Genomic DNA, 13,073 nt, shown 5'->3' with positions numbered 1-13,073 from the left:
AACGTCAGCGCGTGGATCGGCAACGCTGAGGAGGACAGCTGTCGAGTACACTGCGGGCCATGCCGGAACTGGTGACAGGGGACGCCGTTGTGCTCGACGTGCAGCTCGCCCAGTTGCCGGTGCGCGCGCTCGCCAAGCTGATCGACGCGGCCTTGCAGCTCGCCGTGCTTGTGCTGGTGCTGTTCGTCGCCTGTTTCGGCGCCGTCGCGGCCGCCGCCTATCACCGGATGGACGGGGCGTGGGTCTTCGCGATGTTTCTTTTTTTGGCCGTCATGATCGTCGTGGGCTATCCCGTGCTCGCCGAAACGCTCACCAGGGGCCGGACAGTCGGGAAGATGGCGATGGGCTTGCGCGTGGTCGCGGAAGACGGCGGCCCGGTCCGTTTCCGGCAGGCCCTGGTCCGGGGGCTGATGGCGGTGTTCGAGATCTACTCGCTCGGCGCGGCCCCCGCGGTGATCAGCTCGCTGGTCTCGGCCAAGGGCAAACGGATCGGCGATATGTTCGCCGGAACTGTCGTCATCAATGAGCGGGCCGAGCGCGTCCCGCCCCCGTTGCCGATGCCTGTGGGGCTCGCGCCCTGGGCGCGCTCGCTCTCCCTCGCGAAGCTTTCGCCGGAATTGGCCCTGCTCGCCCAACAGTATGTGCGGCGGGCTCGTGAACTGCGCCCCCAGGTCTCGCAGGCGTTAGAGCGGCGGATCGCGGACGAGGTCGCGGCTTCGGTTTCTCCGCCGCCGCCTTCGGACATGCCCGCGAGCGTCTTGATCGTCACGGTGCTCGCCGAGCGTTCTCGGCGCGAATGGCAGCGCTACGCACGGGAGGCGGCTCGGCGGGACGCATTGCGTGAGCGCCGGGAGCGCGCGCACAGCGTGCTGGGCGCGGGGTAGCGGGCATACGACACGGCGTCGCCCAGGGCGCGCGCGGTAAGCTGACCACGTGCGGCATTGGCGCGGTATTGAAGACATCCCCCCTGACTGGGGAAGGTGCGTGCTCACCATCGGGACCTTCGACGGCGTGCACCGAGGCCATGTCGAATTGGTCCGGCGCACGGTGAACGAGGCTCGCAAACGCCGCTTGCCGTCGGCTTTGATCACCTTCGACCCGCATCCGGCCCAGGTGATCCGGGCCGGGGACCATCCGGCGCAGCTCACCACGCTCGCCAGGCGGGCAGAGCTGGTCGGGCAGCTGGGCATCGACGTCTTTTGCGTCATCCCGTTCACCAGGGAACTCGCCAAGCAGTCGGCGGAGGAATTCGTGCACGAGCTGCTTGTCAGCAGGTTGCATGTGGCGAAGGTGCTGGTGGGGGAGAACTTCACCTTCGGCCACAGAGCGACAGGCAACATCGACATGCTCGTCGAACTGGGCAAAAGATTCGGTTTCGAGGCGGAGTCGGTCCGCTTGTTCGCCGAGCACGACGTCACGGTCTCTTCGACGTACATCCGCTCTGTTGTCGCGGCGGGCGATGTGGCGGCCGCCGCCGAAGCGTTGGGCCGCCCGCACCGGGTGGAGGGTGTGGTCGTGCATGGGGACGGGCGAGGCCGGGAACTCGGCTTTCCGACTGCGAACGTGGCGCCGCCGATGTATGCCGCGATCCCCGCCGACGGCGTGTACGCGGCATGGTTCTCGATCTCGAGCCCGGCCCGCCCGTCGGCGCCGGGGAGCAAGCAAAACCGGGCTTCGCTGGGGAGGGTCGCCGCCGCCGTGTCGGTGGGCACCAACCCCACCTTCTCTGGCCGGGAGCGGACCGTGGAGGCGTATGTCTTGGACAAAGACGTCGACCTGTACGGCCAGTACGTGGCCGTCGACTTCGTGCGGCGGCTGCGGGACATGTGGGCCTTCCAGTCCCGCGAGGAGCTGATCGACGCTATCGCGAAAGACGTGGAGGACACCCGCAAGGCCCTGCAGTGACGATTCGCGTTCCTCGCTCTCTGCTGATACAGTCAACACCTGGCGTTTCTGCGGCCCGCAGCGGTGCGCCAATCAGATGTGACCTGCGGAGCTGAAACAAAGGAGCACCCTCATGGCGTTGAGCGCTGAGGCGAAAAAAACCATTCTTGCCGAGTACGGCCTGCACGAGAGCGACACCGGTTCCCCCGAGGCGCAGATCGCGCTGCTGACCCGTCGCATCTCGGACCTCACCGAGCACCTCAAAGAGCACAAGCACGACCACCACTCCCGCCGGGGCCTCTTGCTCCTGGTCGGCCAGCGTCGTCGCCTGCTGAAGTACCTCACCCGGGTGGACATCAACCGCTACCGTCAGATCATCGCGAAGCTGGGCATCCGCCGCTGAGTTTTGTTTCTCGACCGCACACGGCAGGCCGATTCCTGGCCTGCCGTTTCCGGTTTCTCGCGCCGCAATGCTAGGCTCGACGCGGCAGCAGCCTTTGGCGTGGCCGGGTTTTCCTTCGGTCCTCGGTAGTGGCTGCCGCAAACTGGTCGTTTGCGGTGGCTTCGATCGATGACCGTGCGTGTGGGAGATAGTTCGGCATTGCTGGCGGGCGCAGCCATGTCTCGAACATTCCTATTGAGAGGACCAATCCCACTGATGAATAGTTTGACCCCAAATGTGCACGAGGTCACTTGTGAGCTCGACAACGGCGCCTTCGGCGTCCGCACCGTGAAGTTCCAGACTGGCAAGCTCGCCCAACAGGCGGCCGGCTCGGTCTTCGCCACGCTCGACGAGGACACCAGCGTCCTGTCCGCCACCACGTTCTCCGCGCAGCCGAAGAGCCAGTTCGACTTCTTCCCCCTGACCGTGGACGTGGAAGAGCGGATGTACGCGGCGGGCCGCATCCCCGGCTCGTTCTTCCGCCGTGAAGGCCGCCCCTCCACCGACGCCATTCTCACCTGCCGTCTCATCGACCGGCCGCTGCGCCCCTCCTTCGCGGACGGGCTGCGCAACGAGGTCCAGATTGTCGTCACCGTGCTCTCGTTGAACCCGAACGCCGTCTACGACGTGCTCGCGATCAATGCGGCCTCCGCCTCCACCCGGCTCTCGGGGCTCCCGTTCTCCGGTCCTATCGCCGGGGTTCGGGTCGCGCTCATCGGCAGCCAATGGGTCGCCTTCCCGACCGTCGAGCAGCTCCAGGAGGCTGTCTTCGACATGGTCGTCGCGGGCCGTGTGCTCGAAGACGGCGACGTTGCGGTCATGATGGTCGAGGCTGAGGCCACCGACCACGCGATCAAGCTCATCGAGGGCGGCGCGACCAAGCCGACCGAGCAGGTTGTCGCCGAGGGCCTCGAGGCCGCCAAACCCTTCCTCAAGCAGCTCGCCATCGCGCAGGAGGCGCTGGCCGCCGTCGCGGGCAAAGAGGCTTTCGAGCTCCAGCAGTTCCACCCTTACCAGCAAGACGTCTACGACGCTGTGGAATTCAACGCCGGCGCTGTGCTGTCCGAGGCGTTGAGCCTGCCGGGCAAGGTGGAGCGCGAAGCGCGGATCGAAGCGATCAAGGCTGAGGCCAAGGCCCAGTTGGAGCCGCAGTTCGAGGGCCGCGAGAGCGAGATCTCCGCCGCGTTCCGCTCGCTCAACAAGAAGCTCGTGCGCGAGCGCATTCTCTCCGACGGGTTCCGCATCGACGGCCGGGGCTTGCGGGACATCCGTCCGCTCTCTGCGGAGATCAGCCCGGTCCCGCGGGTGCACGGCAGCGCGCTCTTCCAGCGCGGGGAAACCCAGATCCTCGGCGTCACCACGCTGGACCTGCTCAAGATGGCCCAAGAGGTCGACGCGCTCGGCCCGGTGAGCAAGCGGCACTACATGCACCATTACAACTTCCCGCCGTACTCCACCGGCGAGACCGGCCGCGTCGGGTCCCCCAAGCGCCGCGAAATCGGCCATGGCGCGCTGGCCGAGCGCGCCCTGGTGCCGGTTCTGCCTTCGGTCGAGGAGTTCCCGTACGCCATCCGGCAGGTCTCCGAAGCGTTGAGCTCGAACGGTTCCACGTCGATGGGCTCGGTCTGCGCCTCCACGATGTCTCTGCTGGCCGCGGGCGTCCCGATCAAAGCTCCCGTCGCGGGCATCGCGATGGGCCTGGTCTCCGGCGAGGTCAACGGCGAGACGAAGTATGTGACGTTGACGGACATCCTCGGAGCCGAGGACGCGTTCGGCGACATGGACTTCAAGGTGGCGGGCACCGCCGACTTTGTGACCGCGTTGCAGCTGGACACCAAGCTCGACGGCATCCCCTCGCAGGTGCTCGCCGAGGCGCTCGCGCAGGCCAAGGAGGCCCGTGACACGCTGCTCGACGTGATCGCGAACGCGATCGACGAGCCCGCCGAGCTTTCGCCGTTCGCGCCTCGGATCACCACCATCAAGATCCCGGTCGACAAGATCGGCGAGGTCATCGGGCCGAAGGGCAAGATGATTAACTCGATCACCGAGGAGACCGGCGCGAACATCTCCATCGAGGACGACGGCACCGTGTACGTCGCAGCGGCCAGCGGAGACTCCGCCCAGGCGGCGATCGACAAGATCAACGCCATCGCGAACCCGCAGTTGCCCAAGGTCGGCGAGCGCTACCTCGGCACCGTCGTGAAGACCACTGCCTTCGGCGCGTTCGTCTCGCTCACTCCGGGCAAGGACGGCCTCGTGCACATCTCGAAGCTCGGCAACGGCAAGCGGATCGTGAGCGTCGAAGACGTGGTGCAGATCGGCTCGAAGCTGCGCGTCGAGATCGCCGACATCGACGACCGGGGCAAGATCAGCCTGATCCTTGCCTTGGACGAGGCTCCAGCGACCGACGGGGCCCCGGCGACCGCGTGAGCGTCCGCACGGAGAAGAGGGCCCCGACCGACTGGTCGGGGCCCTCTTCCTTCGCGGCGGATTATCCGCCAGTCGCGCGTCCGCTTTGATCGCGTCGCGCATGTGTCGGGCGAGGCCCGGTTGCCGGCTCTCCTCCTCCAGAGAGCGCGGATCAGCGAGGTGGTGCTGATTTCCCCCAGCCCGAAACCCAGCGTCCGATAGAACAAGATCTGGTGCGGGCGCGTCAGATCTGTGGCCGAGTGCCGCCGGTAGCCCGCGGAGCTCCGCCCGCTCCGCATGAGCAGCCCGATTGCCTCGTAGTGGTGTGATGTCCGCACCGTGACGCGCGCGATCTCGGCGACCTCGCCGACGGCGCGCTCGTCCACAGCTCCAACTGTGCGCCATCACGCAACGTGCGGGTCAAATGAGGATATGCGGATACTATCGTTCGGTGATTCAAGACGGCATCCCACCTCTCGGAGAGGATCTTCTCTACGCAGTGGTGTTCGAGGACGAATTGTTCGAGGACTTCGGCGCGTGGGTGCTGTTCCTCCCGGCCGACTCCTTGCCCGGTTTGACGAGTTCCGCCGCGATTCGCGTCGCGGGCCGGGCGAAGTACGCGATCAAGGTGGACGGCTTCGGGCTTGTCCCAGCGGTGGCCGCGTTGAACCAGGACAGGGATTTCATCCAGCTCACCGAATGGCGCAAACTCGAGGCCGACGGCCGGGCGCCCGCGTGGGCTGCCGTGGTGACCACTCGCCAGGGGTTCTGAACGGGCTGATGAGAGGGACGCGACAGCGCCCAAGCGCCCGTGTTCCTAACGGTTCGGGCTGTTTGTTCACCAGGCGACAGAGCCCGAGGGCCGCAAAATGAACCCGTGGTCTCCGTAGCCGCAGGCGGTCATGCCCTCGTCGTCCACCAGGCACACTGCTCCGGCGTCGTTGAAGTAATGGTTCGGCTCCAGCGCCATGGCCGGGGAGCCCGGTATGTCGTGCGACGCGGCGGTGAGGAACTGTCCGGGCTTGCCGCGCTGCACGCGCACGCTGTTCGCGCCCGCCGGCGCTCCGGGCAGTTGCCCGTCGCAGCCGTAGCGCAGCTCCATGTACCAGCTCACCCAGCAGTACAGCCCGTCGGGAGTGGAGAATTCCGCGGTCATCGGGCGCGAACCGTGCCGGAAGAACCAGTCGGGGGAGGTCCACTGGTAACCGTCGAGGTCGGGGAACGCGGGAGCGTCCGCTCGCGCGCCGGGGGCGCACATCGGCCAGGCGGCGAGCAAGGCGATGACAGCACCGGCCGATCTGCGACGCATGAGTCTTCCTTCCCAAGGTTCTTGTTATCCAAGCAACACAGGCGTCTGAGCCTAGCGCAAGGCCGCGTCGTTCGAAGACTAAGGTTGAGGTTGATGACACACAGCACGCAATCAGACACCCTGCGGGTCGGCCTGCTCGGAGCCCTCGGCAGGGTCGGCAGCACCTTGGTCCCGATCTTGAGCCAAGCCCCCGGGGTCGAGCTCGTCGCGGCGTTGGACAAAGACGACCCGTTGGAGAGCCTCGTCGAGGCGCGGGCGCAGGTCGTCGTCGACTTCACCCACCCGGACTCGGCGCTCGGCAACACCTTGTTCAGCGTTGCCCACGGCCTGCATGCCGTGGTCGGCACCTCCGGGCTCACCCCGGGGCACCACGACGAGATCCGGGACGCGCTGGCGCGCCAGCCCTCGGTGGGCGTCGCGGTGATTCCGAACTTCGCCCTCGGCACTGTGCTCGCCGTGCACCTCGCCGAGCAGGCCGCACGGTTCTTCGAGTCGGTCGAAGTGATCGAGATGCACCACCCGAAAAAGGTGGACGCCCCGTCCGGGACCGCCACGCACACCGCGCAGGTGATCGCGCGGCGCCGGGCCGAAGCCGCCGTCCCGCCCGCCCCGGACGCCACCACGCACGCTGTGCCCGGATCCAGAGGGGCGGATGTGGACGGCGTGCCTGTCCACTCGGTGCGCATGTCCGGCTATCTCGCGCATGAGGAGATCCTGTTCGGCAATCCGGGCGAGACGCTCGTCATCCGGGCGGACTGCGTCGACCGCGCCGCGTACGGCCCCGGCGTGCTCGCCGCCGCCAAAGCGATTCCAGCCAGGCCGGGGCTCACGCTCGGCCTCGCCCCCCTGCTCGGGCTCTGAGATGGGCAGCTCTGGCCGCAAGACGATCTGGGGGGCTTTGCTCGTCACGGTCTTCCTCGTCGGCTATCTCGCCGTCATGGCGTGGCGCTCGGTCTTGCTCTGGCGCAACGGCGGCGCTGTCGCGGGCATGCTCGCCTTCGGAGTGCTGCTGCTCGCGGTTCTCGGGCTGTGGCTGGTGGTCGCGACCTTGCGCGAGGCGATGGCCCACCAACGGCTCGCTTCGGCCATGCGCGAGTGCGGCCAGGAGCTGGATGTGTCGAACGTGCCGCGCACGCCGTCGGGCAAGCTCACCGCTGAAGCGGGCGAAACACTCGTGGCGCAGCTGCAAGACGCCGTGGAGCGGCGGCCCGATGAGTGGCAGTCCTGGTATCGGCTCGCGCGGGGGCAGGACACCGCGGGGCGGCGGAGCGCGGCGCGGGCTTCGATGCGCCGCGCCGTCGACCTGGAACGGGAGGAGCGCGCCCGTGCCTGACGGCCCCAAGACCTTGTTGGTCGTCCACCACACTCCGTCGCCAGCGACCAGGGAGATCTTCGAAAAGGTGCTGGCGGGCGCCAAAGACCCGGAGATCGAAGGGGTCCAGGTCCGCGCTGTGCCAGCGTTGTCGGCCACGGCCTTCGACATGTTGTCGGCCGACGGCTACCTTTTCGGCACCACGGCCAACTTCGGCTACATGTCCGGGGCGTTGAAGCATTTCTTCGACACGGTCTATTACCCGTGCCTCGACGCGGTGGCGGGGCGTGGGTTCGGCCTGTGGGCGCACGGCTCCGACGACACCGGGGGAGCGGTCCGCGCGGTGCTCAAACTCGCGGGCGGCATGGGGCTGGCGCAGACCGCCGCCCCTTTGGAGCTCACGGGCGCGCCGGACTCCACAGCTCGGGAGGCGTGTTACGAGCTCGGGGCCGCTGTGGCCGCCAGTCTCATGCGCTGACGTTTCGTTGTCGGACCTCTCGTTTACATTGGACGTATGACAAACACGCCCGGGGTTCCCACGCCGTACGAAGACCTTCTGCGGCTGGTGTTGGAGCGGGGGGCTGAACGTCCTGATCGCACCGGGACGGGCACGCTCAGTCTTTTCGGCCATCAGCTGCGCTACGACCTCGCGAAGGGTTTTCCGCTGGTGACGACGAAGAAGGTGCATCTGAAGTCGATCGTTCACGAGCTCTTGTGGTTTTTGCGCGGCGACACGAACGTCCGGTGGCTCCAAGAGCGCGGCGTGACGATCTGGGACGAATGGGCGCGTGAGGACGGCAGCCTGGGCCCGGTCTACGGGGCGCAGTGGCGCAGCTGGCCCACGCCGGACGGCGAGGTCGTGGATCAGATCGACCAGGCCGTGCGGCTTTTGCGCTCAGACCCGCATTCCCGGCGGATCGTCGTCTCCGCGTGGAACGTCGGGGAGCTTTCGAAAATGGCCCTCGCGCCCTGCCACATCCTCTTCCAGTTCTATGTCGCGGACGGGAAACTCTCCTGCCAGCTGTACCAGCGCAGCGCCGACCTTTTCCTCGGCGTTCCGTTCAACATCGCGAGCTACGCGCTCCTCACGCACATGATGGCCCAACAGGCGGGCCTGCACGTCGGAGATTTCGTTTGGACCGGGGGAGACTGCCACTTGTACCGCAACCATCTCGATCAGGCGCGCGAGCAGATCGCCCGGACCCCGTACCCGTATCCGAGGCTCGAGCTGCGGCAACGCCCTTCGGTCTTCGAGTACGAGTACGAGGACATTCAGATCGTCGACTACCGGTCGCACCCCGCGATCAAGGCTCCGGTGGCGGTCTAGCGATGGCGGTCGGTGTTCTTTGGGCGCAGGGGCGCAACGGGGTGATCGGCATTGATGGCGAGCTGCCGTGGTCGATCCCCGAGGACATGCGCAGGTTTCGCCAGCTCACGGTCGGACACACGGTGGTCATGGGCCGCAAGACCTGGGACTCGCTGCCCGCGCGGTTCCGCCCGTTGCCCGAACGGACCAATGTGGTGCTCTCCAGGGACCGGGGTTACACCGCCCAAGGCGCGCAGGTCGCGCATGACGTCGTCACTGCGACCGCTCCGGGCCGGGCGGGGGAGACAGTCTGGGTCATCGGCGGGGGGGAGGTCTACGCCAAGGCTGTGCATCTCGCTGCGATCGCCGAGATCACCGAGGTGGACTTCGAAGTCGAAGGCGATGTGTACGCCCCTCAGCTCGGCGTGGGCTGGCGGGTCGCCGCAGAAGGCCCCTGGCAGCGCTCCGAGTCGGGGCTGCGGTATCGCTTCACCACCTTCCGCAGAGCCTGACATGGCGACCCTGACCATTGGCCAGGCGCGAAGGCTCGCTCTGCGAGCGCAGGGCTTCACCGGCGGCGCCGCCACGATCCGAAAGGCGCTCGCCCGGACGAGGCTCCTCCAACTCGACTCGGTCAACGTTCTGGAGCGAGCGCATTACCTCCCTGTTTTCAGCCGTGTCGGCGCGTACGACAAAGCCGCCCTGGACAGGCTCGCCTGGTCGAAGAAACATCGCGCCTTGGTCGAGTACTGGGCGCACGAGGCGGCCTTGATCCCCTTCGAGGATTGGCCGGCGTTCCGCTGGCGCATGCAGGACTACCAGCACGGCCGTTGGCACGTTCAGAAAGAGCTCATCGCGGCTCGTTCCGCATTGGGCCAGAAGATTTGCGCGCTCGTCGACGAGGCGGGGCCGTTGACCGCGGGCGAGCTGGAGCGCCGCTTGGGCCTCGGCCGAGACGGCGCGAAAGGGCCGTGGTGGGATCGGGGCGAGACCAAGATCGTCTGCGAGGCGCTCTTCGCGGCGGGGGTCCTCACCACCGGAAAGCGGGTCAATTTCCAACGGTATTACGACCTCGTGGAAAACGTCGTGCCCCGCGCGTTCCGTGAGGTCCAGCTCACTCGGGAGGAGGCAGTCGCGCAGCTGGCGGCGAACGCCGCCGCCGCGCTCGGGATCGCCACCGAACAAGACATCCGCGATTACTACCGCCTTGAGGCCAAGGACACGAAGGCCGCTCTCGGCCATCTCGTCGCCAGAGGCGAGTTGGAAGAGGCCCAGGTGCGAGGCTGGCGCCAGACCGCGTACCTCGCCCCGGACACGGCTATCCCGAGGACTTCCGGCGCACGGGCGCTTTTGTGCCCCTTTGATCCTCTTGTGTTCTTCCGGCCAAGGTTGGAGCGTCTTTTCGGGTTCCAATACCGGATTGGGATTTACACGCCGAAACACAAACGAGAACACGGCTACTACGTTTTGCCGTTCCTGTGCGGCGAGCGCCTTGTCGCCCGCGTCGATGTGAAAGCGGATCGCAGAGCGGGCGTTCTGCTCGTCCAAGGCGCGTTTTTGGAAGACCACGCCACAGCGGCCGACACAGCGGAGCCTCTTGCCGCGAGCCTTGCCGAACTGGCCGGTTGGCAGGGCCTCGAACAGGTCCAGGCCATCGGAAACGGGGATCTCGCGCCAGCCCTTCAGCAGATCCTCAGGGCACGCGGGTAGGCTCTGCACCCATGACACAGAGCGCAGCAGAGCCCCTGTTCGGAACGGTCGCTGTGGCCATGGTGACGCCTTTCTCGGCGGACGGCTCACTCGACGTGCGAGCCGGTGTCGCGCTCGCCGAACGGCTTGTTGCCCGAGGTGTGGACGGTTTGGTCCTCGGCGGCACCACCGGTGAGTCGCCGACCACCTCGCCCGCTGAAAAGTTGGAGCTGCTCTCCGCTGTTCTCGCCGCAGTCGGCGACCGGGCCAAGATCACCCAGGGGGTCGGCAGCTACGACACGGCGAAATCTGTTCAGGCCGCGCGCGACGCGCAAGCCGCTGGCGCTCATGGCCTTCTCGTCGTCACACCGTATTACTCCAAACCTTCCCAGGCAGGCTTGGCGGCGCATTGCCGCGCGGTCGCCGACGCGGTGACCACGCCGATCATGCTGTACGACGTTCCTCACCGGACCGCGCTCGCGATCGAACCGGCCACGCTCCAGGAGCTCGCGGCGCACCCGAACATCGCCGCCATGAAAGAGGCGAAGGGCGATTTCGGCTCGGGCGCGGAGCTGATCGCGACCACCGGGCTCCAGTATTATTCTGGCGATGATGTGGTGTATTTGCCCTGGCTCGCGGTCGGCGCGGTCGGCGTGGTGAGCGTCCTCGGGCACCTTGTCCCCGAGCAACTGCGCGAGCTGCACACCGCGTTCGCCGAAGGCGACCTTGCGCGTGCCAGGGAACTGCAGGTCAGCATATTGCCGCTTGTGCGGGCGCAAGCACGTTACGGCGGTGTCGCCTTGGCCAAGGCCGGTCTGGCGCTGCTGGGCCAGCCGGTCGGCGAGCCGAGGCTCCCCATCCTCGGTTTGGACGGCGAGGAGACCGCGGCCCTCGCGCAAGACCTCGAGCTCGTGGGCGCCCGCCAATGACCGACGCGCACATCCTCGACAGCCTCTCGGCCCCTCCCGCGTTGGCGGACGGCGCTTTGCGGGTGACCGCTCTCGGCGGTCTCGGCGAGATCGGCCGGAACATGACCGTCTTCGAATACGGCAGCAAACTGCTCATCGTCGACTGCGGCGTCCTTTTCCCAGAAGACCGCCAGCCCGGAGTCGATCTCATCCTTCCCGACTTCTCTTCGATCGAGAACCGGGCGGAAGACATCGTCGGCATTGTCCTCACCCATGGGCACGAGGACCATATCGGCGCGGTGCCGTTTTTGCTGCGCGTCTGCCCCGACCTGCCGGTCATCGGCTCGAAGTTCACTCTTGCGCTGGTCGCCGCGAAGTGCCGCGAGCACCGGCAAAAGCCGACGTTCGTCGAGGTGACTGGCGGCGAGCAGCGCCAAGTCGACGTGTTCGGCCTGGAGTTCTTGACAGTCAACCATTCCATTCCCGACGCGCTCGCTGTCGCCATCCGCACCCCCGCCGGGGTTGTGCTGCACACCGGGGACATCAAGCTCGACCAGATCCCGCTCGACGGCAAGCTCACCGACCTCGCGGGCATGTCGCGGTTGGGCGACGCGGGCGTGGACCTTTTCCTCGTGGACTCCACCAACGCCGAGGTGCCGGGATTCGTCATGCCGGAGCGTGAGATCGGCGAAGTGCTCGACCGGGTCATCGGCAAGGCGGGCCAACGTGTGATCGTCGCCTGTTTCGCCAGCCATGTCCACCGAGTGCAGCAGGTCATCGATGTTGCTGTCGCGAACGGCCGCAAGGTCGCCTATGTCGGCCGCTCCATGTACCGCAACATGCGCATCGCCCAAGAGCTCGGGTATCTCACTGTTCCGCAAGGCGTGGTGGTGAATATGGAGAAGGCGGCCGAGCTGCAGGATTCGAAAGTCGTGCTCATCTCGACCGGCTCGCAGGGCGAGCCGCTTTCCGCGCTTTCCCGCATGGCGCGCGGCGATCATCAGAGCATCAGCATCCAGTCCGGGGATCTTGTCATCCTCGCCTCCTCGCTCATCCCCGGCAATGAGAACTCTGTTTTCGCAGTGGTGAACGGACTGACCCGGCTCGGCGCGAAAGTGGTGACCCAGCAGAACGCGAAAGTCCACGTCTCGGGCCACGCGTCGGCGGGCGAGCTGTTGTTCCTCTACAACGCGGTGCGGCCCAAAAACGCGATGCCGGTGCACGGGGAGTGGCGCCACTTGCGGGCCAACGGCGCTCTCGCGCAAGCGACCGGCATCCCGGAGAAGAACGTCGTGCTGGCCGAGAACGGCGTCGCGGTGGACTTGCACGGCGGGGTCGCGAAAGCCGTCGGCAAAGTTCCTGTCGGCTACGTGTACGTGGATGGTTTGTCCGTCGGCGACGTGGGGGAATCGACCCTCTCCGAGCGGTTGATCCTCGGCGAGGGCGGATTCATCGCGATCAATGTCGTGGTGGACTCGGCCACCGGGGCCGCGGTCAGCCCGCCCGCTTTGTTGGGCAAAGGCTTCTCGGACGATCCGAAGGCGCTCGTGGCCGCACAGGAGCTGGTGGTCGCGGAGCTTGCGAAACTTGCCTCCGAGCGTGGCCCCAACGCGGAGTTCAAGAAGGTTGACACGCATCAGATCGCCCAGTCGGTGCGCCGCGCGGTCGGACGCTGGGTCTCGGACGCCTACCGGCGCAGGCCGATGATCGTGCCGACTGTGACCGCGGTGGAAACGGGCCCCGCAAAGTCGTCGTAAAACCTGCTGCCGTCGTGCGATCTCGCTGGGATCTGTGGTTTCTTTTTTCTGCGCTGG

The 13,073-nt window shown here is 66.8% G+C and carries 14 protein-coding genes and 1 pseudogene; 13 read left to right on the top strand and 2 right to left on the bottom strand.

Going from position 1 to position 13,073, the window contains the following annotated elements:
- Nucleotides 1-59 precede the first annotated feature (59 nt).
- From SROT_RS10000 to SROT_RS09985, 4 genes are all read left to right on the top strand, one after another.
- Complete coding sequence (locus tag SROT_RS10000) at nucleotides 60-884, top strand: RDD family protein (RefSeq protein ID WP_013138910.1); 825 nt, start codon at nucleotides 60-62, stop codon at nucleotides 882-884.
- A gap of 49 nt (nucleotides 885-933) precedes the next feature.
- Nucleotides 934-1,905, top strand: a complete 972-nt coding sequence (locus SROT_RS09995) for a bifunctional riboflavin kinase/FAD synthetase (protein ID WP_013138909.1) — start codon at nucleotides 934-936, stop codon at nucleotides 1,903-1,905.
- A gap of 112 nt (nucleotides 1,906-2,017) precedes the next feature.
- Nucleotides 2,018-2,287 (top strand): 30S ribosomal protein S15, encoded by a 270-nt coding sequence (gene rpsO / locus SROT_RS09990; protein WP_013138908.1) that lies wholly within the window; start codon nucleotides 2,018-2,020, stop codon nucleotides 2,285-2,287.
- Nucleotides 2,288-2,542: 255 nt separating this feature from the next.
- Complete coding sequence (locus SROT_RS09985) at nucleotides 2,543-4,756, top strand: polyribonucleotide nucleotidyltransferase (protein WP_013138907.1); 2,214 nt, start codon at nucleotides 2,543-2,545, stop codon at nucleotides 4,754-4,756.
- A gap of 176 nt (nucleotides 4,757-4,932) precedes the next feature.
- Here SROT_RS09985 and SROT_RS17365 read toward each other — a convergent pair.
- A pseudogene (locus SROT_RS17365) lies at nucleotides 4,933-5,121 on the bottom strand (MerR family DNA-binding transcriptional regulator); the annotation flags it as partial.
- Nucleotides 5,122-5,186: 65 nt separating this feature from the next.
- On the opposite strand from SROT_RS17365, the gene SROT_RS09980 reads away from it, so the two are divergent.
- Complete coding sequence (locus tag SROT_RS09980) at nucleotides 5,187-5,507, top strand: hypothetical protein (RefSeq protein WP_013138906.1); 321 nt, start codon at nucleotides 5,187-5,189, stop codon at nucleotides 5,505-5,507.
- A 66-nt stretch (nucleotides 5,508-5,573) separates the two neighbouring features.
- Here SROT_RS09980 and SROT_RS09975 read toward each other — a convergent pair whose 3' ends face one another.
- Nucleotides 5,574-6,044 carry a hypothetical protein gene (locus SROT_RS09975; RefSeq protein ID WP_013138905.1) on the bottom strand — a complete coding sequence of 157 codons (471 nt, stop codon included), beginning with the start codon at nucleotides 6,042-6,044 and terminating at the stop codon, nucleotides 5,574-5,576.
- A 93-nt stretch (nucleotides 6,045-6,137) separates the two neighbouring features.
- Here SROT_RS09975 and dapB point away from each other — a divergent pair, with 93 nt between their 5' ends.
- From dapB to SROT_RS09935, 8 genes are read left to right on the top strand one after another with little or no spacing between them, the layout of a single operon-like run.
- The gene (gene dapB / locus SROT_RS09970) at nucleotides 6,138-6,905 is read left to right on the top strand and encodes a 4-hydroxy-tetrahydrodipicolinate reductase (protein WP_013138904.1); all 768 of its coding nucleotides are present in this window, start codon (nucleotides 6,138-6,140) and stop codon (nucleotides 6,903-6,905) included.
- 1 nt (nucleotide 6,906) lies between these two features.
- Complete coding sequence (locus SROT_RS09965) at nucleotides 6,907-7,377, top strand: hypothetical protein (RefSeq protein WP_013138903.1); 471 nt, start codon at nucleotides 6,907-6,909, stop codon at nucleotides 7,375-7,377.
- The gene (locus SROT_RS09960) at nucleotides 7,370-7,834 is read left to right on the top strand and encodes a flavodoxin family protein (protein ID WP_013138902.1); all 465 of its coding nucleotides are present in this window, start codon (nucleotides 7,370-7,372) and stop codon (nucleotides 7,832-7,834) included. Before SROT_RS09965 ends, SROT_RS09960 begins: the two co-directional genes overlap by 8 nt.
- A 36-nt stretch (nucleotides 7,835-7,870) precedes the next feature.
- Nucleotides 7,871-8,683, top strand: coding sequence for a thymidylate synthase (locus tag SROT_RS09955; RefSeq protein WP_013138901.1), 813 nt, complete (start codon nucleotides 7,871-7,873; stop codon nucleotides 8,681-8,683).
- Between the two features lie 2 nt (nucleotides 8,684-8,685).
- On the top strand, nucleotides 8,686-9,174 hold the full coding sequence (locus SROT_RS09950) for a dihydrofolate reductase (protein WP_013138900.1): 489 nt from the start codon (nucleotides 8,686-8,688) through the stop codon (nucleotides 9,172-9,174).
- A gap of 1 nt (nucleotide 9,175) precedes the next feature.
- Nucleotides 9,176-10,372 (top strand): winged helix-turn-helix domain-containing protein, encoded by a 1,197-nt coding sequence (locus tag SROT_RS09945; protein ID WP_013138899.1) that lies wholly within the window; start codon nucleotides 9,176-9,178, stop codon nucleotides 10,370-10,372.
- A gap of 11 nt (nucleotides 10,373-10,383) precedes the next feature.
- Nucleotides 10,384-11,280: a 4-hydroxy-tetrahydrodipicolinate synthase gene (gene dapA, locus SROT_RS09940; protein ID WP_013138898.1), complete on the top strand. Its 897-nt coding sequence runs from the start codon at nucleotides 10,384-10,386 to the stop codon at nucleotides 11,278-11,280.
- Nucleotides 11,277-13,016, top strand: coding sequence for a ribonuclease J (locus tag SROT_RS09935; protein WP_013138897.1), 1,740 nt, complete (start codon nucleotides 11,277-11,279; stop codon nucleotides 13,014-13,016). The genes dapA and SROT_RS09935 overlap by 4 nt, the downstream gene beginning before the upstream one ends.
- Nucleotides 13,017-13,073: the final 57 nt, after the last annotated feature.

It is taken from the genome of Segniliparus rotundus DSM 44985, assembly GCF_000092825.1.
In the GTDB taxonomy this organism is placed as follows: Bacteria; Actinomycetota; Actinomycetes; order Mycobacteriales; family Mycobacteriaceae; genus Segniliparus; species Segniliparus rotundus.
Note: the sequence above shows the minus strand (reverse complement) of the source record. Positions and strands in the feature narration are given on the sequence as shown.

Coding starts and splice junctions, on each gene's coding strand:
- SROT_RS09950 (WP_013138900.1), top strand. CDS start 8,686: ATGGCGGTCGGTGTTCTTTGGGCGCAGGGGCGCAACGGGGTGATCGGC.
- dapA (WP_013138898.1), top strand. CDS start 10,384: ATGACACAGAGCGCAGCAGAGCCCCTGTTCGGAACGGTCGCTGTGGCC.
- dapB (WP_013138904.1), top strand. CDS start 6,138: ATGACACACAGCACGCAATCAGACACCCTGCGGGTCGGCCTGCTCGGA.
- rpsO (WP_013138908.1), top strand. CDS start 2,018: ATGGCGTTGAGCGCTGAGGCGAAAAAAACCATTCTTGCCGAGTACGGC.
- SROT_RS09985 (WP_013138907.1), top strand. CDS start 2,543: ATGAATAGTTTGACCCCAAATGTGCACGAGGTCACTTGTGAGCTCGAC.
- SROT_RS09955 (WP_013138901.1), top strand. CDS start 7,871: ATGACAAACACGCCCGGGGTTCCCACGCCGTACGAAGACCTTCTGCGG.
- SROT_RS09975 (WP_013138905.1), bottom strand. CDS start 6,044: ATGCGTCGCAGATCGGCCGGTGCTGTCATCGCCTTGCTCGCCGCCTGG.
- SROT_RS09945 (WP_013138899.1), top strand. CDS start 9,176: ATGGCGACCCTGACCATTGGCCAGGCGCGAAGGCTCGCTCTGCGAGCG.
- SROT_RS10000 (WP_013138910.1), top strand. CDS start 60: ATGCCGGAACTGGTGACAGGGGACGCCGTTGTGCTCGACGTGCAGCTC.
- SROT_RS09965 (WP_013138903.1), top strand. CDS start 6,907: ATGGGCAGCTCTGGCCGCAAGACGATCTGGGGGGCTTTGCTCGTCACG.
- SROT_RS09935 (WP_013138897.1), top strand. CDS start 11,277: ATGACCGACGCGCACATCCTCGACAGCCTCTCGGCCCCTCCCGCGTTG.